General features: G+C 70.1%; 19 protein-coding genes. 12 read left to right on the top strand and 7 right to left on the bottom strand.

Features of this window, described 5'->3' with window-relative positions; all coding sequences use genetic code 11:
• Positions 1–25: 25 nt before the first annotated feature.
• The 6 genes from ASD16_RS15205 to ASD16_RS15185 form a co-directional block, all read right to left on the bottom strand.
• Positions 26–1,198, bottom strand: coding sequence for an RICIN domain-containing protein (locus ASD16_RS15205; protein ID WP_055919207.1), 1,173 nt, complete (start codon positions 1,196–1,198; stop codon positions 26–28).
• 462 nt (positions 1,199–1,660) lie between these two features.
• Positions 1,661–2,221, bottom strand: coding sequence for a GNAT family N-acetyltransferase (locus ASD16_RS15200; RefSeq protein WP_200942966.1), 561 nt, complete (start codon positions 2,219–2,221; stop codon positions 1,661–1,663).
• A gap of 48 nt (positions 2,222–2,269) precedes the next feature.
• The gene (locus tag ASD16_RS21800) at positions 2,270–2,416 is read right to left on the bottom strand and encodes a hypothetical protein (RefSeq protein ID WP_157453962.1); all 147 of its coding nucleotides are present in this window, start codon (positions 2,414–2,416) and stop codon (positions 2,270–2,272) included.
• Positions 2,417–2,471: 55 nt separating this feature from the next.
• Entirely contained in the window at positions 2,472–3,158 is a 687-nt protein-coding gene (locus tag ASD16_RS15195) for a hypothetical protein (RefSeq protein WP_055919204.1), read from the bottom strand.
• Positions 3,158–3,832, bottom strand: a complete 675-nt coding sequence (locus ASD16_RS15190; RefSeq protein WP_055919201.1) for an ATP-binding cassette domain-containing protein — start codon at positions 3,830–3,832, stop codon at positions 3,158–3,160. Before ASD16_RS15190 ends, ASD16_RS15195 begins: the two co-directional genes overlap by 1 nt.
• 195 nt (positions 3,833–4,027) lie before the next feature.
• Positions 4,028–4,426, bottom strand: a complete 399-nt coding sequence (locus tag ASD16_RS15185; protein ID WP_055920569.1) for an MmcQ/YjbR family DNA-binding protein — start codon at positions 4,424–4,426, stop codon at positions 4,028–4,030.
• A 246-nt stretch (positions 4,427–4,672) separates the two neighbouring features.
• On the opposite strand from ASD16_RS15185, the gene dnaK reads away from it, so the two are divergent.
• The 7 genes from dnaK (at position 4,673) to ASD16_RS15150 (ending at position 11,927) form a co-directional block, all read left to right on the top strand.
• A complete protein-coding gene (gene dnaK / locus ASD16_RS15180; RefSeq protein WP_055919199.1) occupies positions 4,673–6,535 on the top strand; it encodes a molecular chaperone DnaK in 1,863 nt (620 codons plus the stop codon).
• The gene (grpE, locus tag ASD16_RS15175) at positions 6,532–7,092 is read left to right on the top strand and encodes a nucleotide exchange factor GrpE (RefSeq protein ID WP_082570904.1); all 561 of its coding nucleotides are present in this window, start codon (positions 6,532–6,534) and stop codon (positions 7,090–7,092) included. The genes dnaK and grpE overlap by 4 nt, the downstream gene beginning before the upstream one ends.
• 77 nt (positions 7,093–7,169) lie before the next feature.
• A complete protein-coding gene (locus tag ASD16_RS15170) occupies positions 7,170–8,138 on the top strand; it encodes a DnaJ C-terminal domain-containing protein (protein WP_055919190.1) in 969 nt (322 codons plus the stop codon).
• A 2-nt stretch (positions 8,139–8,140) separates the two neighbouring features.
• A complete protein-coding gene (locus tag ASD16_RS15165) occupies positions 8,141–8,563 on the top strand; it encodes a heat shock protein transcriptional repressor HspR (RefSeq protein ID WP_055919179.1) in 423 nt (140 codons plus the stop codon).
• 189 nt (positions 8,564–8,752) lie between these two features.
• Positions 8,753–9,919 (top strand): aminotransferase class V-fold PLP-dependent enzyme, encoded by a 1,167-nt coding sequence (locus ASD16_RS15160; protein ID WP_055919176.1) that lies wholly within the window; start codon positions 8,753–8,755, stop codon positions 9,917–9,919.
• Positions 9,920–10,113: 194 nt separating this feature from the next.
• Positions 10,114–11,100, top strand: coding sequence for an ATP-binding cassette domain-containing protein (locus ASD16_RS15155; RefSeq protein WP_055919174.1), 987 nt, complete (start codon positions 10,114–10,116; stop codon positions 11,098–11,100).
• On the top strand, positions 11,100–11,927 hold the full coding sequence (locus ASD16_RS15150) for an ABC transporter permease (protein WP_055919169.1): 828 nt from the start codon (positions 11,100–11,102) through the stop codon (positions 11,925–11,927). The genes ASD16_RS15155 and ASD16_RS15150 overlap by 1 nt, the downstream gene beginning before the upstream one ends.
• A gap of 33 nt (positions 11,928–11,960) precedes the next feature.
• Here ASD16_RS15150 and ASD16_RS15145 read toward each other — a convergent pair whose 3' ends face one another.
• Entirely contained in the window at positions 11,961–15,140 is a 3,180-nt protein-coding gene (locus ASD16_RS15145) for a BTAD domain-containing putative transcriptional regulator (protein WP_055919167.1), read from the bottom strand.
• 489 nt (positions 15,141–15,629) lie between these two features.
• Here ASD16_RS15145 and nrdH point away from each other — a divergent pair, with 489 nt between their 5' ends.
• The 5 genes from nrdH (at position 15,630) to ASD16_RS21795 (ending at position 20,555) form a co-directional block, all read left to right on the top strand.
• On the top strand, positions 15,630–15,875 hold the full coding sequence (nrdH, locus tag ASD16_RS15140; RefSeq protein WP_055919150.1) for a glutaredoxin-like protein NrdH: 246 nt from the start codon (positions 15,630–15,632) through the stop codon (positions 15,873–15,875).
• 104 nt (positions 15,876–15,979) lie between these two features.
• Complete coding sequence (nrdI, locus tag ASD16_RS15135; RefSeq protein WP_055919146.1) at positions 15,980–16,396, top strand: class Ib ribonucleoside-diphosphate reductase assembly flavoprotein NrdI; 417 nt, start codon at positions 15,980–15,982, stop codon at positions 16,394–16,396.
• Entirely contained in the window at positions 16,366–18,513 is a 2,148-nt protein-coding gene (nrdE, locus tag ASD16_RS15130) for a class 1b ribonucleoside-diphosphate reductase subunit alpha (RefSeq protein WP_055919144.1), read from the top strand. Before nrdI ends, nrdE begins: the two co-directional genes overlap by 31 nt.
• 40 nt (positions 18,514–18,553) lie before the next feature.
• Entirely contained in the window at positions 18,554–19,528 is a 975-nt protein-coding gene (nrdF, locus tag ASD16_RS15125; RefSeq protein ID WP_055919140.1) for a class 1b ribonucleoside-diphosphate reductase subunit beta, read from the top strand.
• Positions 19,529–19,685: 157 nt separating this feature from the next.
• Entirely contained in the window at positions 19,686–20,555 is an 870-nt protein-coding gene (locus ASD16_RS21795; protein WP_157453961.1) for a DUF3592 domain-containing protein, read from the top strand.
• Positions 20,556–20,647 lie beyond the last annotated feature (92 nt).

Genomic DNA, 20,647 nt, shown 5'->3' with positions numbered 1-20,647 from the left:
CGCCCGCGGTGACGCGGATCCGGTGTCAGCCCACCCGGACCAGCTGCCACTGCTGGTTGGAGCCGTTCCAGTCGGAGTACTGGACGATGTTCCCGCCGTCGGTGGTGGAGGCACCCTGCACCTCGACCGCCTTCCCGCTGTTGCGGCTGATCAGCTGGATGTACCCGTCGATCGTCTGGATGCTGAACTGCTGGTTGGCACCGTTGTTGTCGCTCCACTGGATGATCGCCGCACCGTCGGCGGTGGACTTCGCGGTCACGTCGAGGACCTTGCCCGACAGCCGCGACTTCAGCCGGTAGTAGCCGTCGCCGGAGCTGACGAACTGCCACTGCTGCTGGGTGCCGGTGTTGCGGGACCACTGTGTGATGCGTGCGCCGTCTGCGGTGGACAGGTTGTACACGTCGATGGCCTTGCCGCTGTTGCGGTTGACGAGCGAGTACCAGGCCGCGGTGTCCACCGGACCGGAGTTCCCGGGGTTCCCGGCCGGGTTGCCGATGCTCCCCGGCACGGCGCGCAGCGCGGCGAACCAGGCGGCCGCCATCTTGTCGTAGCCCGTCGCGTTGGGGTGCACGCCGTCGGGGAGGTCGGCGGTGCTCACCGCCTGGTACATGTCGACGAGGTGCACCTTCTTCCCGGCGGCGGCTCTGCTCGACACGATGCCGGGGATGGCGGCGTTGTAGGCCCGGACCTTGGCGTCGGCGAACGACACCGGGATCAGGGTCGCGACGAAGACGTCGGTCTGCGGGGACGTGCTCGTGATCTTGTCGACGACCGCCGCGAGCCGGGCGGGTGCGTTCGCCAGGTCGCGGTTCTGGGTGATGTCGTTGGTGCCGATGTGCAGCAGCACGGTGCGCGGCTGGTACGTGCGCACCCAGTTGACGATGTTGGCGTCGACCTGGTCGATCCGCCAGCCGGAGTGCCCCTCGTGGTCGTGGTCCCCGAGACTGGCCGGCCCGTTGTAGCCCGACCCCACGAAGTCCGTGGTGTAGCCGTTCTGCGCCAGCCGTTGCCAGAGCCCGACGCGGTAGCCGCCGCCTCCGGAGACCCCGACGCCGTCCGTGATCGAGTCGCCCAGGGGCATCACGCGGGTGCCCCCGTTGCTCTCGGCGGAGGCGGGCCCGACCGGGGCCACGACACCTCCAGCCAGTGCGACGCAGAGCGTGACGGCGAGCAGCAGCCGTCGGGCAATTCGGTGCATGTCGTCTGCCTCCTGGAGATGGCAGCGCGGCGCGACCGTCCGGGCGCGCGGCGCTGCACTGCGGTGGTCAGCGCGTCCTGCGACCTCTGGTCGGCGCGCCGTGCGGTCACTCTGTACGGACGTGCTCGGGATCGGTGACGTCCCTGGGCGATGAGGTCCCGCCAATGTGAGCGCTCACACGGCGGGATCTGCCCAGTTTGGCACGGGGCTCGTGGGACGTGCGATCGGCACAAACGATTAGGTGCGGGGTGGAGACAGCCAGGCGCCGCGGCGACGGAGGTGCCTGAAACGGCCCCTCAAGCCACGCTCGTCAGCGTGGACGAGCGGCGTCTCGCCTACGTGTCCACTTCCTCGTGCAGGACCGAGAACCGTGCCGTCGGCGGCTCGGCTCCAAGTCCATGTGCGGTGGGTTCTGGCAAGGGGTTCCGGCTGCCACGCTCTGACGGACGGGCTGCTCATGAGTCAGAGGGTGGCGCGCATGACCCACCGCCACTTGGCGATGCGCCGGTCCCTCACGAATCCATGCCGCGCATACAGCTCTTCGGGTCCGGTGTGGAGATACGCGCCTCGCTGCGGGGGTCGATCCGCCGTCTGTTCGGGATACGCCTCGACGACCCCTCCGCCGGCGCGCTTGATCTCCTCCAGGGCCCCGTGCACGGCGGCCGCAGCGATCCCGTTGCCGCGGTCCTTCGAGTTGGTGAAGATGCAGCCGATCCGCCAGTCGGGCGGATCCTGCGCTTCAGCGTCGTAGGCGCGGCGGCTCTTGATGTTGGGGAGCTCCGGCGGGGTGCCGAACTGACACCAGCCGACGCATCTCTCCTCGTCGTAGACCAGTACCTGGTGCACCGCACCCTGCTGCACGAGCTGCTGCTTGGCGTCGTGGTTGCCCTGGCGTGTCCCGGTGGAACCGCCTGGATGGAATCCCATGCACCAGCAGCCACCCCACACACCGTTGTTCGACTCGACGAGCGCAGCGAAGTCGTCCCAGGTGTCTGGCGTCAGCATCCGGGTGGTCAGCCCCATCGCGCAATTCTCACCGAACTCGGCAACAGGCTCAACGGGTCCGAATCCTCAGCTCGGAGACTCCTGATGCTTGATGGCCTGGAGCTGCAGTCGCGGGCCGAGCACCTGCACGCGGTACACCTGGCGACCGCTCGCTACACCGGTGCCGCTGCCGGTGCCGGCATCGACGACGACGGTGGCCAGGCGTGCGGTCACGGGCCGTTTGCCACCCGTGCCGGGCGACGCGGTGCCAGAGGCTCCGGTGCAGTGCTCACGCGGCGCCGACGTACTCCAGGTGCCGGCGCCGGCGCAGCCGCACCGCGGTGATCGCGAGGGCGACGACGGCCATGCCGACGCCGTACGCGACCCAGTGCACGATCGCGGCGTCGACGTCCCCGACACCGTCGACGGCGTGCCCGACCAGCTCGCGAGTGGACCACAGCGGGAGCGCCTCGGCGACGGCTTTGGTGGGGTCGATGATCATCTGCAGGCCCACGATCGTGATCAGAACGAGCATGCCCTCGAGTTCCCGGGGGATGACCGCGCCGACGAGCAGGCCCAGGACCGCGGCGATAGTCCCGGACGCGACAAGCGCGAGCACGGCGGACCAGGGGTTCACGGTCTCCTGGTCGAGCGTGACGAGTACGGCATACAGCGCCGCGACGAACGCGCCCAGCCCCACGGTGGAGGTCAGCCTGCCCAGGTAGAGCCCGACGCTGCTGTGCCCGGCGAGACGGAGCCGCGGCTCGAGCGCGCGGACGCTGTTCGTGGCGAACAGCGCCACGGTGCTGACTGCCCACGCCAGGCCGAGGCTCGCGAACCGGATGGCCTGCCCCTGGAAGTCGTCGCGGCGGGCGGCGTAGAAGACGAGCGGGACGAGGACGAGCAGCAGGACCACGGTGCGACGGCCGAGCAGGTCACGGAGGGTCATCTGGGCGGTCACGGCGAGGCCACGCATCAGTCGACCTCCGTCCCGGACAGGTCGAGCACGTCGTGGACGCGGTTCAGCTCGTGCAGCATGTGCGTGACGATGACCACCGCGCGGCCCTCGTCGCACCACTGGTCGACGAGGCCCCAGAAGTCCAGGTAGCTGCCGTGGTCGAAGCCCTGATAGGGCTCGTCGAGCAGCACGACGCCCGGGTCGGAGAGCATCGTCGTCGTGACGTTGAGCTTCTGCCGGGTGCCGCCCGACAGGTGCCGGACCTGCTGCCGGCGGGGGACCGACCAGTCGAGCGCCGCCGCGACCCTGCTGCCCTCGGCGACCGCGGCCCGGCGGGACAGCCCTCGTCCGCGGCCGAACCACGCGAGGTGGTCCTCGGAGGTGAGGAACCCGTCGAGCCCCATCTCCTGCGGGCAGTACCCGAGGCGGCCGTGCACGCGGACCGTGCCGCGGTCGGGCGAGACGAGGCCGGCGCAGACCTTCAAGAGGGTCGACTTGCCGCAGCCGTTCGCTCCCACGACGGCCAGCGACCGTCCTGCGGGGACGTGGAACGAGATGTCCGTCAGGACGCGGCGCCGCCCGTATGACTTGGTCACGGAGCGGACCTCGAGGCCACCGACCTTGGGCGAGGGGACGGTCGGCGATGACGCCGGCGCGGGCACGGACCGGAAGACGGCGTCGTCGGAAGCCATGTGGCGACTCTAGCTAGGCGCCGTCCGGGAACAGTTGCTCTTCGCCGCCCGCCGTGAGGTACATCTCTTGGGTCACCCCGACGCTACGGCGAGGAGTTGTCCAACGTGACGGACGTGGACATCGGTGTGGACGCCTAAGTCCCGCCGCAGGTCAGGGTGCTGGATAAGCGGAACCGTGGGGAGGTATCCGGCGGTTCATCCACCTGCCTTCAGCCGGAACGCGAGGCGGCGGGGCGCCTGCACTCGATAGCTGTCCGTCACCAGCTCGGCAACCTCGACCCAGTCCGTCTCGTCGTCCAGCACCATTCCCACGACATTCACACCCCAGTCGGCCCGGAAGAACGGAGGGCCGACATGCGTCAGCGCGGCCAACTCCCCGGGCGGCGCCCGGAAGGTCATCAGGATGGCCGGATCGTCCGTATCGATGTACGCCGACCGCCTCCCGTCGGTGGTGTAGACGTGCAGGAACGTCCGCCGGCGAATCCGCCACCGCAGGCCGATCCACGCCGGCTCCTCATACGACTCGGGCAGCTCCCCGCAGATCATCCGGAGCCGGCTCACAACGGAGGGTGGAACGTCCGCGATGTCGCTCACCTGCACCTCCCGCGCCCATCCTGCCCGCCGGCTAGGTACCAGTAGAGCCTCCCGTCGCGCACAGGTGCCAGCAGGCGGCATGTGTCCCTGTCGGGAATGCGTGACGCTTCCCCAAGGTTGAGCCCAACAGACTCAAGTTCGCCCACCTCGGGTTTGCGTCGCGCGACAAGCCGACGCAGACTTGAGCCAGCCGGACTCAAGAGCGAGACGACACACCCCCAGTACGACACGAAAGAAGGCACACACATGGCACGAGCAGTCGGCATCGACCTCGGTACCACCAACTCGGTGGTCTCGGTCCTCGAGGGCGGCGAGCCCACGGTCATCGCCAATGCCGAGGGGTCGCGCACGACGCCGTCGGTGGTCGCGTTCTCCAAGACGGGCGAGGTGCTGGTCGGCGAGATCGCCAAGCGCCAGGCCGTCACCAACGTCGACCGGACCATCACGTCGGTCAAGCGTCACATGGGTACGGACTGGTCGCAGGCCGTCGACGACAAGAAGTACACCGCGCAGGAGATCAGCGCGCGGGTGCTCTCCAAGCTGAAGCGTGACGCGGAGGCCTACCTGGGCGAGCCCGTCACCGAGGCCGTCATCACGGTCCCGGCGTACTTCAACGACGCCGAGCGCCAGGCCACCAAGGACGCGGGCGCCATCGCGGGCCTCAACGTCCTGCGCATCATCAACGAGCCCACCGCCGCCGCCCTCGCCTACGGCCTGGAGCGCGGCAAGGAGGACGAGCTCATCCTCGTCTTCGACCTCGGTGGCGGCACGTTCGACGTGTCCCTGCTCGAGGTGGGCAAGGACGACGACGGCTTCTCGACGATCGAGGTCCGCGCGACGTCCGGTGACAACCGGCTCGGCGGCGACGACTGGGACAACCGGATCGTCGACTTCCTCGTCTCCGAGGTGAAGAACTCCACGGGCGTCGACCTGGCCAAGGACAAGATCGCCGTGCAGCGTCTGCGCGAGGCGGCGGAGCAGGCCAAGAAGGAGCTCTCGTCCGCGACGAGCACCAACATCTCGCTGCAGTACCTGTCGATGAGCGAGAACGGCCCGGTCCACCTGGACACCAAGCTCACGCGCGCGCAGTTCCAGCAGATGACGCAGGACCTGCTCGACCGCACCAAGGCGCCGTTCCAGTCGGTGATCCGCGACGCGGGCATCAAGCTGTCGGAGATCGACCACATCGTGCTCGTCGGCGGCTCGACCCGCATGCCCGCGGTCACCGAGGTCGTCAAGGAGCTCACGGGCGGCAAGGAGCCCAACAAGGGCGTCAACCCGGACGAGGTCGTCGCCGTCGGTGCCGCTCTGCAGGCGGGCGTCATGAAGGGCGACCGCAAGGACGTCCTGCTCATCGACGTCACCCCGCTGAGCCTCGGCATCGAGACCAAGGGCGGCGTGATGACCAAGCTCATCGAGCGCAACACGGCCATCCCCACCAAGCGGTCGGAGATCTTCTCCACGGCCGAGGACAACCAGCCGTCCGTGCTGATCCAGGTGTTCCAGGGCGAGCGTGAGTTCGCGCGGGACAACAAGCCGCTCGGCACGTTCGAGCTCACCGGGATCGCGCCGGCGCCGCGTGGTGTGCCGCAGATCGAGGTCACGTTCGACATCGACGCGAACGGCATCGTGCACGTGTCCGCCAAGGACCGCGGCACCAACAAGGAGCAGTCGATGACGATCACCGGCGGCTCGGCCCTCCCCAAGGAGGACATCGAGCGCATGGTGCGCGAGGCCGAGGAGCACGCCGCCGAGGACAAGGCGCGTCGCGAGGAGGCCGAGACCCGCAACACCGCCGAGCAGCTGGCCTACTCGACCGACAAGCTGCTGGCGGACAACGCGGACAAGCTCCCCGAGGACGTCACGACCGAGGTCAAGACGGCCGTCACCGAGCTGAAGACGGCGCTCGCGGGCACCGACATCGACGAGGTCAAGGCCAAGCACTCGGCCCTGCTCGCGGTGAGCCAGAAGATCGGCGAGGCGATCTACTCGGCGGACAACATGGCGGCGAACGCGCCGGCCGACGAGCAGCCCGCGGCTGACACGACGGCCGACGAGGACGTCGTGGACGCCGAGATCGTCGACGACGAGGACGAGGCTCGCAAGTGACGACGGGTTCCGACGACCAGAACGAGGAGCTGACCCCCGAGGAGCAGATCCTCGCCGACGCGGAGTCCATCGCGGCCTCCGCCGAGGAGGAGGTCGTGCTCGAAGGGCTCGTCACGGTCGAGAAGCTCGCGGCCGAGCGGCTCGAGGAGCTGCAGCGGTCGCAGGCGGCCTACTACAACCTCGAGCAGCAGTACTCCGGGTTCGTGAAGCGGTCGAAGGCCGACGCCCTCGCCGCCCACGAGCGCGGGGTCCACACCATCGTGGAGGCGCTCATCCCGGTGCTGGACGACATCGAGCTGGCCCGCCAGCACGGTGACCTCACCGGGCCGTTCGTCTCGATCGCGGAGAAGCTCGAGGGCACCCTCGGGCGGTTCGGCGTGGTCCGCTACGGCGAGGCGGGGGAGACGTTCGACCCCGCCGTGCACGAGGCGCTCATGCACTCGCACTCCGCGGACGTCACGGAGTCGACCGTGCAGATGGTGCTCCAGCCGGGGTACCGCACGCCCGACCGGGTCATCCGGGCGGCCCGCGTCGCGGTCGTGGACCCCGAGGCGTAAGAACCGCAGTAGCGTCCGAGGTCCCGCGGGTCTGTCAGACCCGTGGGGCCTCGGACGAAGATCAAGGAAGGAGCGGCGTGACCGGTCAGGACTGGCTCGAGAAGGACTTCTACTCGGTCCTCGGCGTCCCCAAGGATGCCGACGCCGCCACCATCAAGAAGGCGTACCGCAAGCTCGCGCGCCAGGAGCACCCGGACCACAACCCGGGGGACGCCAAGGCGGAGGCGCGGTTCAAGGACGTCGGCGAGGCCTACGCGGTCCTGTCCGACCCGGAGCAGCGCGGCCAGTACGACCAGCTGCGCGCCATGGCGGGCGGTCCGAGGTTCACCTCCGGCGGCCGCGGCGGCGCGGGGTTCGAGGACGTCTTCGGCGGCATGTTCGGCGGCGGACAGCCCGGCGGCGGTCGCGTCCGGTACACCAACGCCCCCGGTGGCGCGGCCGGCTTCGAGGACCTGCTCGGCGGGCTGTTCGGCAACGGCGGCGGTGCCGGCGGGTTCGGTCCGCAGCAGGGTGCCGACCTGGCCACCAGCGCGACCCTGCCCTTCCGGCAGGCGGTCGAGGGGTCGACGGTCTCGCTCAGCGTCGAGGGCCGCACCGTCAACGCGCGCATCCCCGCGGGGGTCCGCGACGGCCAGAAGATCCGGCTGCGCGGCAAGGGCCGGCCCGGTGCCGCCGGCGGGCCTGCGGGCGACCTCGTCATCACCGTCCGCGTCACCCCGCACCCCGTGTTCACGATCGACGGCGACAACCTGCGGATGACGGTCCCGGTCGCCTTCGACGAGGCCGCCCTGGGCGCCACCATCGAGGTGCCGACGCTCGACGGGTCCACCGTCCGCGTCCGGGTGCCCGAGGGCACCCCGTCGGGCCGTGTCCTGCGCGTCAAGGGCAAGGGCGTCCCCGGTGGCAAGGGCGACCTGCTCATCACCGTCCAGGTCGTCGTCCCGCAGCGCCTCAGCTCCGCCGCCCGGGAGGCTGTCCAGGCCTTCGGCATCGCGACGTCCGGACAGGACGTGCGCGCAGACCTGCTCGACGCGGCGAAGAAGTAGCCGTGCCGGGCGAGGACGCCAAGGTCTACGTCATCTCGGTCGCCGCCGAGCTGGCCGGGATGCACCCGCAGACCCTGCGCCAGTACGACCGCCTGGGCCTGGTCACCCCCAGCCGCGCGAGCGGCCGCGGCCGGCGGTACTCGCTGCGGGACATCGCGACCCTGCGCGAGGTGCAGCGGCTGTCGCAGGACGAGGGCGTCAACCTGGCCGGCATCAAGCGGATCCTCGAGCTCGAGGCGGAGCTGGAGCAGCTCAAGCGGCAGGTCGAGTACCTGCGCGCGTTCGTCGATCCGGGCCGCCGCATCTTCACGGCCGACCCCCGCGGCGACGTCGTCGCGGTCAACCGCACAGCCAGCCGCAGCCGCCGCCCGACGACCACCGCCGACCGCGCCGCCGTCGTCCTCTGGCACCCGAGCAACCGCTGACCCCCCCGCAACGTCCGCACTCGATGGGGCTGGGCCCCGCACGAATGCGGACGTCCTGTATCCACCCTCTGCAACGTCCGCACTCGATGGGGCTCAGCCCCGCACGAGTGCGGACGTCCGCGCGTTCGGTCGTCCTGACGCTCGGATGTGCGGACGTCCGGTGCGGGGTCCTGCCTAGACTCCGGGATCGTGACGATCGATCTTGACCGCGCCCGCCGGGACACGCCCGGCATCGAGCATGTCGCCCACCTGAACAACGCCGGGGGAGCACTGCGGCCGCAGGTGGTCACCGACACGGTCGTCGCGCACCTGCGCCGGGAGGCGGAGATCGGTCCGTACGAGGCGGAGGCCGAGTCCGAGGCGCGCGTGGCCGACGTGTACGGCTCGGTCGCGCGGCTGATCGGTGCACAGCCGGACGAGATCGCGCTGGTGCAGAGCGCGACCGCCGCCTGGAACGTGGCGTTCTCGTCGATCCCGCTCAAGCCGGGTCAGCGCATCCTCACGGCCCGCACCGAGTACATCAGCAACGCGATCGCGCTCCTGCAGGCGTGCGAGCGCTCCGGCGCCAGCCTCGAGGTGATCGAGGACGACGAGCACGGCCAGGTCGACCTCGACGCGCTGGAACGCCGGCTCGACAGCGATGTCGCCGTCGTCGCGCTCACGCACGTCCCGACCGGGGGAGGCGTCGTCAACCCGGCGGCCGAGGTCGGCGTGCTGACCCGCAGAGCCGGGGTCCCTTTCCTGCTGGACGCGTGCCAGTCGGTCGGCCAGCTCGACGTGGACGTCGAGACGCTCGGCTGCGACCTGCTGGCCGCGACGGGCCGCAAGTTCCTGCGTGGCCCCCGCGGCACCGGCTTCCTCTATGCGAGCCGCGCGATCACCGACGCCCTGGTCCCGCCGGTCCTCGGGCTCGGCGCGGCCACCTGGACGTCGCCGACCACGTATCAGGTGGTCCCCGGCGCGCTGCGGTTCGAGACGTGGGAGCGGTCGATCGCGGACAACCTCGGCCTCGGCGCGGCCGTCGACTACGCGCTGTCGTTCGGGCTGCCGGCGATCGAGGAGCGCGTCACCGGGCTCGCGGAACGGCTGCGCGAGGACCTGTCGCAGACCCTCGGCGTCACCGTGCGCGACAAGGGTGTCCGGAGGTCGGGCATCGTCACCTTCACGGTCGACGGGATGCGTGCCGACGAGGTCCGCGCCCGGGTCGCCGCCGCGGGCGTCAACGTCAGCGTCACCCGCATCTCGTCGGCCCAGCTCGACTTCGGCGCGCGCGGCCTGACGGAGGTCGTCCGCGCGAGCCCGCACTACTACACGTCGGACGACGAGCTGGACCGACTGCTGGCCGCGCTGCGCTGACGACGTCCGAGGAAGGAGTCGCTCCAGCGCTCACTTCCTCGGACGTCCAGGTCGAGCGCGCGCAACGTCCGAGGAAGTGGCTGCCCGAGCGCGCACTTCCTCGGACGTCCGCGTGATCGGTGTCGGATCCGCTGACACCGGCCGTGTCAGCCGCGTGTCGGTGGGCTGTCAGCGCGTCCCCCCAGCCTGGAGCCATGACACAAGACCTGGTGATCGAGGCGCACGGCCTCGTCAAGCACTTCGGCGAGACGAAGGCCCTCCAGGGCGTCGACCTCGCCGTCGCTCGCGGCACCGTCCTCGGTGTGCTCGGCCCCAACGGAGCCGGCAAGACGACGGCCGTCCGCATCCTGTCCACCCTCCTCGTCCCCGACGCCGGCCACGCCCGCATCGGCGGGTTCGACGTGGTCAAGGACGCCGAGCGCGTCCGCCAGTCGATCGGCCTCACGGGCCAGTACGCCTCCGTCGACGAGGACCTCTCCGGCCGGCAGAACCTCGTGCTGTTCGGCACGCTGCTGGACCTCGGCAGGGCTGGCGCCCGCACCCGCGCCGCCGAGCTGCTGGAGTGGTTCGACCTGACCGCGGCGGCCGACCGCCCCGCCAAGACGTACTCGGGCGGCATGCGCCGCCGGCTCGACCTGGCGGCCAGCCTCGTCGGCCGCCCCGACGTGATCTTCCTCGACGAGCCGACCACCGGACTGGACCCCGCCAAGCGCGAGGACATGTGGGACGTCGTCCGCTCGCTCGTCACGGACGGCTCGACCGTCCTGCTCACCACGCAGTACCTGGAGGAGGCGGACGCGCTGGCCGACGAGATCACGGTCATCGACCACGGTCGCGTCATCGCGCACGACACCCCCGAGGGCCTCAAGCGCGTGGTCGGCGGTCAGACGCTCGAGGTCCGCCCGTCGGACCTGACGCGCATGGAGGAGGCGGCGACGATCCTCGGCCAGGTGTCCTCGGGCACCGGCGGGCCGGAGGAGATCCGCAAGGGCGTCCTCGCGGTCCCCGTCGCCGACGACTCCGCGCTCACCGCGACCGTGTCCCGCCTCGCGAGCGCCGGGATCGGCGTCACCGAGCTGTCCCTGCACCTGCCCAGCCTCGACGAGGTGTTCTTCTCGCTCACGGGCCGCACGGCCTCGGAGGACGACACCACCGTCACGACCCAGAAGGAGGTGGCCTGATGACCACGCTCACCGAGCAGCGTTCCCCGCGCGCCGTCCCCACGTCGGCCGCCGCGGTCACCCGCAAACCGTTTCCGCTGGTCCGGCACTCGCTGTCGCTGGCCAAGCGCAGCCTGATCAAGACCTGGCGCACGCCTGAGGCGCTCATCGACGTCACGCTGCAGCCGGCGATCTTCCTCGTGATCTTCGTCTACATCTTCGGCGGTGCGGTGGCGGGTGACACCCACACCTACCTGCAGTTCCTGCTCCCCGGCATCCTCGCGCAAACCATCGCGACGGGCGCCATCGCGATCGGTGTGAACCTCAACACCGACCTGGAGAAGGGCATCTTCGACAGGTTCAAGTCGCTGCCCATCCCGCGATCGTCACCCCTGATCGGTGCGGTGCTCGGCGACGTCGTCCGCTACGTCATCGTCACGGTGATGACGCTCGGCATCGGCTACCTGATGGGCTTCCGGATCCTCACGGACCCGTTCAGCGCGCTCGCCGGCTGCCTGCTCGCCGTCGTGTTCGCCCTGTCGCTGTCCTGGGTGTCGGTGTTCGTCGGGATGAAGGTCCGGACGTCCGGTGCCGTGCAGGGGATCATGTTCCTGATCATCATGCCGCTGAGCTTCGCGTCGAACGTGTTCGTCCCGGCGACCACGCTGCCCAGCTGGATGCAGACCTTCGTGGAGTGGAACCCCCTCACCCACCTGGTCGCCGCGATGCGCGGGCTGTTCCTCGGCACGCCGATGGGCGACAGCGTCTACTGGACGCTGGCCTGGTGCGTCGGGCTGGTCGCGGTGTTCCTGCCGCTGGCCATGCGGGCGTACCGCCGCAAGGTCTGACGACGACGTCGCCGGCTGGGACGGGAGACCGTCTCAGCCGGCGTCGGCCGTCAGCTCTCGCACCCGTGCCGCGGCCTGCGCGGGGCGCTGAGCCTGCCACCGCGCGAGCAGCGCCGCCCGGACGGTCCCGTCGCCCACCGGCTCGGCCTTCGACCCGCCGAGGCCCAGCTGGAAGTACGGCACCAGGTTGGCGCCGAGCCGCGTGCCGAGAGCCCACAGCTCGTGTGCGCGGTCGACCTCGCCCCGGTACGCGGCCAGCTCCGCGTAGCCCAGCGCGTAGGTCCCGAGCACGGGCATGTCGCTGGTCACGGCAGCATCGGCCGCCGCCGCCCGGAGCACCTCGACGGCCCGCTCCGCCGAGGCCGTCGTGTGCTCGCCGGGCAGCGCCGCGACGTGCAGGTGGGTGACCGCGACGGCGACGAGGAACACGACGCGTGCCTGGTGCATGGGGACGCGCGTGGCGGTGACCAGCGCGGCCGCGGCCTCGGCGTGGTCGAGCGCCTCCTGCACCCGTCCCGCCTGCGACGCGACCTGCGCCAGGCCGAGGTGGGCCTGGGCGGCGTCCACGTCGTCCGCCTGCGTCGAGGTCGTCACCTCCCGGAGCTGTGCGGTGGCCCGTTCGTCGCCTGCCAGGGCGCGCTGCATGTCCAGCTGGACCCGGAGGCTGCGCACGTCCTGCATGGCCCCGACCAGCTCCAGGTGCTCGAGGCTCTCGCTCAGCCACCTCTCGGAGTCGCTGCCGCTGCGCGCGCTCTCCCACTGGCCGATGCCCTGCGCGGCCATCCCCATGCCCCAGTGGTCACCGATGGCCTGGAACCGGCGGTACGCCTCGCGCGCGTCCGAGCTGGACATCGACGGGTCGCCGGCGTTCTCCCGGACCGCGGCACGCATGAACAGTCCGAGGCCCTGGAGGAAGTCGTCGTCCGCCTCGATCATCCGCTCCGCCGCGGCCAGGCTCTCGTCGACGTCGGGGGAGCCCAGCGCGGGCAGCGTCGCGGCGAGCGCGCGCATCCGCGGCGACACCTCCGCCGGCCGGTCGGCGAGCACCCGACGGATCGCGCGCCACGCGAGCGCGACGGGGCGCTGCGAGGTGGCGACGCCGGCGTTGACGGCCGCGAAGACGCCCGCGGTGGTCACGCGGTCGGCGTCGGGGAGTGCCCGCCCGGGTACGGAGCCTTGGAACAGAGTCGACACCCGTCGTGCGGCCGGGTCGTCGGCGTGCAGGAGCCGCATCGCCCACTCGACGCACTCGACGTGCAGCCCGCGGATGCTCCAGAGGTGGAACAGGGCGCTCGCGATGTCGACGGCGCTCGCCTCGTCCCCGTGGTCGACGGCCCAGCGCAGGGCGGCGACGAGCGTCTCCTGCTCCGCGGCGCAGCGGTCGAACGCGACCAGCTGCCCTGCTCCGACGAAGTCCGCACCGACCCGGACGGCGGTCTCCGCCGCCCAGCGGACCAGCCCGGCCATGGCCGCCGGCCGTTCACCGGCGACGTCGAGCCGCACCTCGCCGTACTCCCGGACCGTCTCGAGCATCCGGTAGCGCGCCAGCCCGCCGTCGTCCTCGTCGAGCGTGAGCAGCGACTGCTCGACCAGGGTGGCGAGCCCGCGTCGGACCGTGGCGGGGTGCGCGCCCGACACCGCGACCGCCGTCTCGGCGGTGAACGACGTGGGCACGACGGCCAGCCGCTGGACCAGCGCGCGGTCGGACGGGTCCAGCAGCTCCCGGCTCCAGTCGACCATCGCCCACAGGCTGGCGTGCCTCTCGGGCAGCCCGCGCAGCGCGTCGTCGAGCAGCGCGAACCGGTCGGACAGGCCCTCCAGCACGTCCTCGACGGTCATGGACCGCAGGCGTGCGGCCGCGAGCTCGAGGGCGAGGGGAAGGTTGTCCAGGCGGTGGCACAGCTCGAGCGCCCGCTCCGGGTGCCAGCCCAGGCTCGCCCGCCCGGCGCGGGCCCGCGTCTCCAGCAGCTCGAGGGCGTCGGCGTCGGGCAGGGCGCGCAGCCGGTGCACGTGCTCGCCGACGAGGCCGAGCGGTGCCCGGCTCGTCGCCAGCACGACGAGGTCGGGGGAGACGACGGAGAGCAGGTCGCCGACGACCACGGCGGCGGCGTCGAGGACGTGCTCGCAGTTGTCCAGGACCAGGAGCCCGTCGAGGTCCTGCGCGGCGAGCCGCAACCGGTCCTCGGGGGTCAGCAGCCGGCGCTCGGTCGTCAGGTCCGCGCGTGCGGCGGACACGTCCGACCCGCCGATCGCGGCCAGCACCGTCGGCAGCACCTCGGTGGCGGCGCGCAGACCGGCCAGCTCGACGACCCGCACCGAGCGGCCCTCAGCGACCGCGCGGCGGGCGACCTCACCGGCCAGCCGGGTCTTGCCTGCGCCGCCCGTCGCGACGATCGTCACCAGTGCGTCCTGCCCGAGCGCCGACTCGACCCGTGCGACGTCGTCGTCGCGGCCGACCAGCGCGGTCGCGGGCCTCCGCCACGGGGCGGGCAGCGCGACGACGGCGCGGCCGGGGGCGGCGTGCTCGGTGGCCAGCTCCCCGCGCAGCAGGGCGAGGTGGGCCTGGGCGACGACGGGTGACGGGTCGGTGCCGTACCGGTCGGCGAGCTCGGCGCGCAGCTTCTCGACGACCTCGAGCGCCTCGGCGTCCCTGCCCTGCGCGGCGAGAACGCGGACGAGCAGGGCGACCAACGGCTCGTCCGGCGGCGTCCGCAGCGCGAAACGTCGCAGGTCCTCCACGAGGTCGTCGACCCGGCCGAGCGCGAGCCCGGCCTCGGCCTGCAGCGTCACGACGTCGGCGAGCAGGTGCGCGGTGGCCGGGTGGTCCAGGTCGGGAACGGCCGGCAGCAGCCCACGGGCCTGGCGGCCGAGGTCCTGGGCGCGGGCCGCCTCGCCCGAGCGCAGCGCGTCCCGCCCGTCGGAGAGCAGCGCCTCGGCGTCGACCACGTCGATCCGCAGGCCGTCGGTCGGGAGCCGGTACCCGCCCGGGGCGGTCTCGATCGCGAACCCCAGCCGTCGCGCCCGCGAGACGAGCGCCTGCACGGCGCCGGCCGCGTCGTCGGGCGGGATGCCCTCCCACACGTCCTCGACGAGGGCAGCCGACGACACGCCGCGCCCCCGTGCGTCGAGGAGCGCCCCCACGAGTGCCACCAGGCGGTCGCCGCGGACGGGGCGGCCGTCGACGGCGAGCGCCCCGAGCGTGGTGATCTGCACGGGGACAGCATCCCGCACCGGGGTGACACGGGGCTCCCGTCAGCCGTTCGGGTGCTCGTCGTGACACCGTCCTGGCGTGTCGCGAACATCCGTTCTGGCGTGTCGTGCGCGGCATTCGCGACGAACCGGACAGTGCGGGTGTGGACTGCCTGTGGAGCACGTTGTGGGCGCCGGATGGCCCCCTGTGGATGCCTGTGCACGGCCGTGCATCGGTGCTGGTCGGGGGCTGTGTCAGTGGTCGGCGGTAGCCTGGAACTTCTCCACAGGGTGAAGAATGACACGCTTGTCACTACAACCCCTAGTGGTCCATTGCGAGCCGGACCCCTAGGTGTAGTGTCTAGTCACGACGCAGTGCAGAGAGCTCATCAGGGTCTCAGCGCAGTCGCAGCGTGAACCAGGCCCGCAGGACGGGCCCTTCAGCTTCAGAGAAACACAGCTTCGCGAACGCTCCGGGGGGAGCGTGCCGCAGACAGGACACGGGGAGCCACCATGACGATCACGGTCTACAGCAAGCCGGCGTGCGTGCAGTGCACCGCGACCTACCGCGCGCTCGACAAGCTCGACACCGACTACACCGTGGTGGACATCAGCGAGGACGCCGACGCACGTGACTACGTCATGTCGCTCGGTCACCTGCAGGCCCCCGTCGTGATCGTCGACGGCGAGCACTGGTCGGGCTACCGCCCGGACCGCATCAAGGCGCTGGCCGACCGACTGGCCGCCGCAGTCGCCTGACGAAACTCCCCGGATCGGCGCTGGTCTCGACACCGCGCCGATCCGGCGGGCTTCTCTGCGCTCTCCAGCACCACCGCACGACCCGAGGTGAGGGGATCTGGTCGATGAGCTCCCTGGTCTACTTCTCCTCCGCCTCGGACAACACCCACCGCTTCGTGCAGAAGCTCGGTCTGCCGGCGCAGCGCATCCCGTTGCGTCCGACAGACCCGTTCCTGCACGCCTCCGAGCCGTACGTGCTGGTCCTGCCGACGTACGGCGGGGGCAACGAGGGTGGCGCAGTACCGAAGCAGGTCATCAAGTTCCTCAACGACGAGGACAACCGTGCGCTGATCCGCGGCGTGATCGCGGCAGGCAACACGAACTTCGGCGAGGCCTACTGCATCGCAGGGGACATCATCGCGACCAAGTGTCGCGTCCCCTTCCTGTACGGGTTCGAGCTCATGGGTACGACAGAGGACGTGCACAACGTCCGCGAGGGATTGGGAAGATTTTGGCAACGACAGTCGCAGATACCCGCGTAGAGACGTCGGGCCTGGATTACCACGCCCTCAACGCCATGCTGAACCTGTATGGCGCGGACGGTGAGATCCAGTTCGACAAGGACCGTGAGGCGGCGCGCGCGTACTTCCTGCAGCACGTCAACCAGAACACGGTCTTCTTCCACGACCTCAACGAGAAGCTCGACTACCTCGTCGAGAACAAGTACTACGACCCCGAGATCCTCGGGCAGTACGACCGCGCGTTCATCAAGACGCTCTTCGAGTACGCGTACTCCAAGAAGTTCCGCTTCCAGACGTTCCTCGGCGCGTTCAAGTACTACACGTCGTACACGCTGAAGACGTTCGACGGGAAGCGGTACCTGGAGCGCTTCGAGGACCGCGTCTGCATGGTCGCCCTCGCGCTGGCGGAGGGGAACCAGGACTTCGCGATCTCCCTGGTCGACGAGATCGTCTCCGGCCGCTTCCAGCCGGCGACGCCCACGTTCCTCAACCTCGGCAAGGCGCAGCGCGGTGAGCCGGTCTCCTGCTTCCTGCTGCGCATCGAGGACAACATGGAGTCCATCGCGCGCGGCATCAACTCCGCCCTGCAGCTGTCCAAGCGTGGCGGCGGCGTGGCCCTGCTCCTGAGCAACATCCGCGAGCACGGTGCGCCCATCAAGCACATCGAGAACCAGAGCTCCGGCGTCATCCCTGTGATGAAGCTGCTCGAAGACTCCTTCTCGTACGCCAACCAGCTGGGTGCCCGCCAGGGTGCCGGTGCGGTGTACCTGCACGCGCACCACCCGGACATCTACCGGTTCCTCGACACCAAGCGCGAGAACGCCGACGAGAAGATCCGCATCAAGACGCTCTCGCTCGGCGTCGTCATCCCGGACATCACGTTCGAGCTGGCGAAGAAGAACGAGCCGATGTACCTGTTCTCGCCGTACGACGTCGAGCGCGTGTACGGGGTGCCGTTCGCGGACATCAACGTCACCGAGAAGTACTACGAGATGGTCGACGACGCGCGGATCAAGAAGACCAGGATCAGCGCCCGCGAGTTCTTCCAGACGCTCGCCGAGCTGCAGTTCGAGTCCGGCTACCCGTACGTCATGTTCGAGGACACGGTGAACCGGGCCAACCCGATCGCCGGCAAGATCACGCACTCGAACCTGTGCTCGGAGATCCTGCAGGTCTCGACCCCGTCGGAGTACAACGAGGACCTCTCGTACAAGACGGTCGGCCGCGACATCTCCTGCAACCTCGGGTCGATGAACATCGCGCTGTCGATGGACTCGCCCGACTTCGGCAAGTCCGTCGAGGTGGCCATCCGTGCCCTGACCGGCGTCTCCGACCAGACCGACATCGAGTCCGTCCCGTCCATCAAGAAGGCGAACGCCGGCGGCCACGCCATCGGCCTCGGCCAGATGAACCTGCACGGCTACCTGGCCCGCGAGCGCATCTTCTACGGGTCCGACGAGGGCCTCGACTTCACCAACATCTACTTCTACACGGTGGCGTACCACGCGATCCGTGCCTCGAACCTGCTGGCCCAGGAGCGCGGTCGCGCGTTCGACGGCTTCGCGGACTCGAAGTACGCGACGGGCGAGTACTTCGAGAAGTACACGTCGAAGCCGTGGGTGCCCAAGACCGAACGCATCGCGGCCCTGTTCGCCGACGCCGGCGTGCACATCCCGACCCAGGACGACTGGGCCGAGCTGGCCGCGCTGGTGAAGGAGCACGGCATCTACAACCAGAACCTCCAGGCCGTGCCGCCGACCGGCTCGATCTCGTACATCAACCACTCGACGAGCTCGATCCACCCGATCGCGTCGAAGATCGAGATCCGCAAGGAAGGCAAGATCGGCCGCGTCTACTACCCGGCGCCGTTCATGACGAACGACAACCTGGAGTACTACCAGGACGCGTACGAGATCGGCTACGAGAAGGTCATCGACACCTACGCCGAGGCGACGCAGCACGTCGACCAGGGCCTGTCGCTGACCCTGTTCTTCAAGGACACGGCCACCACCCGTGACCTGAACAAGGCGCAGATCTACGCCTGGCGCAAGGGCATCAAGACGATCTACTACATCCGCCTCCGCCAGCTGGCACTCGAGGGCACCGAGGTCGAGGGCTGCGTCTCGTGCATGCTCTGACCTCCCCGCCGACCCTGAACGACACGAAGGAAGCACTCCGATGAGCGAGAAGCTCAAGCTCGTCAGCCGCGTCTCCGCGATCAACTGGAACCGGCTCGAGGACGACAAGGACGCCGACGTCTGGGACCGGCTCGTCGGCAACTTCTGGCTGCCGGAGAAGGTCCCGGTGTCCAACGACGTGCAGTCCTGGGCCACGCTGACGGAGCAGGAGAAGACGCTCACGATGCGCGTCTTCACCGGCCTGACGCTGCTGGACACCATCCAGGGCACCGTCGGCGCCGTGTCGCTGATCCCGGACGCGATCACGCCGCACGAGGAGGCCGTCTACACGAACATCGCGTTCATGGAGTCGGTGCACGCCAAGTCCTACAGCTCGATCTTCTCGACGCTGTGCTCCACCAAGGAGATCGACGAGGCGTTCCGCTGGTCGGAGGAGAACCCGAACCTGCAGCGCAAGGCCGAGATCGTCATGGACTACTACCGCGGCGACTCGCCCCTGAAGCGGAAGGTCGCCAGCACCCTGCTGGAGTCGTTCCTCTTCTACTCGGGCTTCTACCTGCCGATGTACTGGTCCAGCCGCGCCAAGCTCACCAACACGGCCGACCTGATCCGCCTGATCATCCGCGACGAGGCCGTGCACGGGTACTACATCGGTTACAAGTACCAGAAGGGCCTGGAGAAGCTGTCCGCGGCCGAGAAGGCGGAGCTCAAGGACTACACGTTCGAGCTCCTCTTCGAGCTGTACGACAACGAGGTCGAGTACACGCAGGACCTCTACGACGGCGTCGGCCTGACCGAGGACGTCAAGAAGTTCCTGCGCTACAACGCCAACAAGGCCCTGATGAACCTCGGCTACGAGTCGCTCTTCCCGCGCGACGAGACCGACGTCAACCCGGCGATCCTGTCGGCCCTGTCCCCGAACGCCGACGAGAACCACGACTTCTTCTCCGGCTCGGGCTCCTCGTACGTGATCGGCAAGGCCGTCAACACCGAGGACGACGACTGGGACTTCTGACCCCGTCGCCCAGCGCACACGAACGGCCGGCCCTCTCCGGGGTCGGCCGTTCGGTCGTTCCGGGCCCCATCCGCTCAACCCGGCGCACCGACCCGCCGATCTGGGTCGCGGGGCGGGCCGGTCGTGCCTGCGCCACCTTCGTGCGACGGGAGCCGACGTGACCACACCACCGCCTGGCTGGTACCCGAGCCCCGACGCCGCCGGGATGCGTCGCTGGTGGGACGGCACGCGGTGGACGGCTCACGTGCGAACCGCGATGTCGGACGCGCCCGCCCCCGTGCCGACCGTGGCGATGCCGTCGGAGTACGCGGCGGCATTCGAGGCGACCGCCGTCCTGCAGCAGCGCGGCGGGCTCGCGGGGGCGATCGGCGGGCTCGGGCAGCAGTTCCTCTCGACGGCGCTGGCGCAGGCGACCCCCGCGACGCACGCCGGGGGCGGTGTCGTCCCGCAGCCGCACGCCGCGGCGGACCCGGCAGGCACGCTGCAGCCCTACGGATCCGTGGTCGAGTCCCCGGACGGCGCCCCTGACCAGGTGCAGGGCATGGCCGAGGTGTTCGAGGGGATCGCCGGGGGCCGGCGTGGTGCCGGTGTCGGCAACGGGCTCAAGCTGATCGTCATCGGGCTCGTCTTCGCCCTGAGCGGCTTCTTCGTCGTCCCCCAGATCACGAGCGCACGCGCAGGTGCGGGCGAGACGACGATCTCCGGGACGGTGGTCGACCTCCACGAGTCGACCGACGACGAGGGCTCACGACTGTGCTCGCCGGAGGCGACGTTCTCGGTGGACGGTGCGACGTACGGCGCGCAGGCGGGGTACTCGTCGAGCAGCTGCCCGTCGATCGGCTCGTCGATCACCGTCATCTACCCGACGGCGGACCCGACCGACGCCCGCATCCCGACCTCCGTCGGGTTCCTCCTGCTGCTGGGCATCTTCCCGGTGATCGGTGTCGCGCTGCTCGTCCTCGGGATCCGTGGGCTCGTCGTGGGCTCGTCGTCGATCACGTCGGGCCTGCGACGGCTGCGCTCGTGACCTCCCGCAGCGAGTGGCTGGTGAGGCTAGCCTCACCTGAATTGCCGCTCTGACCTGCGGGTAAGTCAGGCCTGGCTGCCTATGCAGGGTGT

Source organism: Cellulomonas sp. Root485, assembly GCF_001426705.1.
GTDB lineage: Bacteria > Actinomycetota > Actinomycetes > Actinomycetales > Cellulomonadaceae > Cellulomonas.
Note: the sequence above shows the minus strand (reverse complement) of the source record. Positions and strands in the feature narration are given on the sequence as shown.

Coding starts and splice junctions, on each gene's coding strand:
- nrdF (WP_055919140.1), top strand. CDS start 18,554: ATGAGCGAGAAGCTCAAGCTCGTCAGCCGCGTCTCCGCGATCAACTGG.
- dnaK (WP_055919199.1), top strand. CDS start 4,673: ATGGCACGAGCAGTCGGCATCGACCTCGGTACCACCAACTCGGTGGTC.
- nrdH (WP_055919150.1), top strand. CDS start 15,630: ATGACGATCACGGTCTACAGCAAGCCGGCGTGCGTGCAGTGCACCGCG.
- ASD16_RS15200 (WP_200942966.1), bottom strand. CDS start 2,221: ATGGGGCTGACCACCCGGATGCTGACGCCAGACACCTGGGACGACTTC.
- ASD16_RS15150 (WP_055919169.1), top strand. CDS start 11,100: ATGACCACGCTCACCGAGCAGCGTTCCCCGCGCGCCGTCCCCACGTCG.
- ASD16_RS15195 (WP_055919204.1), bottom strand. CDS start 3,158: ATGCGTGGCCTCGCCGTGACCGCCCAGATGACCCTCCGTGACCTGCTC.
- ASD16_RS15155 (WP_055919174.1), top strand. CDS start 10,114: ATGACACAAGACCTGGTGATCGAGGCGCACGGCCTCGTCAAGCACTTC.
- ASD16_RS15190 (WP_055919201.1), bottom strand. CDS start 3,832: ATGGCTTCCGACGACGCCGTCTTCCGGTCCGTGCCCGCGCCGGCGTCA.
- nrdI (WP_055919146.1), top strand. CDS start 15,980: ATGAGCTCCCTGGTCTACTTCTCCTCCGCCTCGGACAACACCCACCGC.
- ASD16_RS15205 (WP_055919207.1), bottom strand. CDS start 1,198: ATGCACCGAATTGCCCGACGGCTGCTGCTCGCCGTCACGCTCTGCGTC.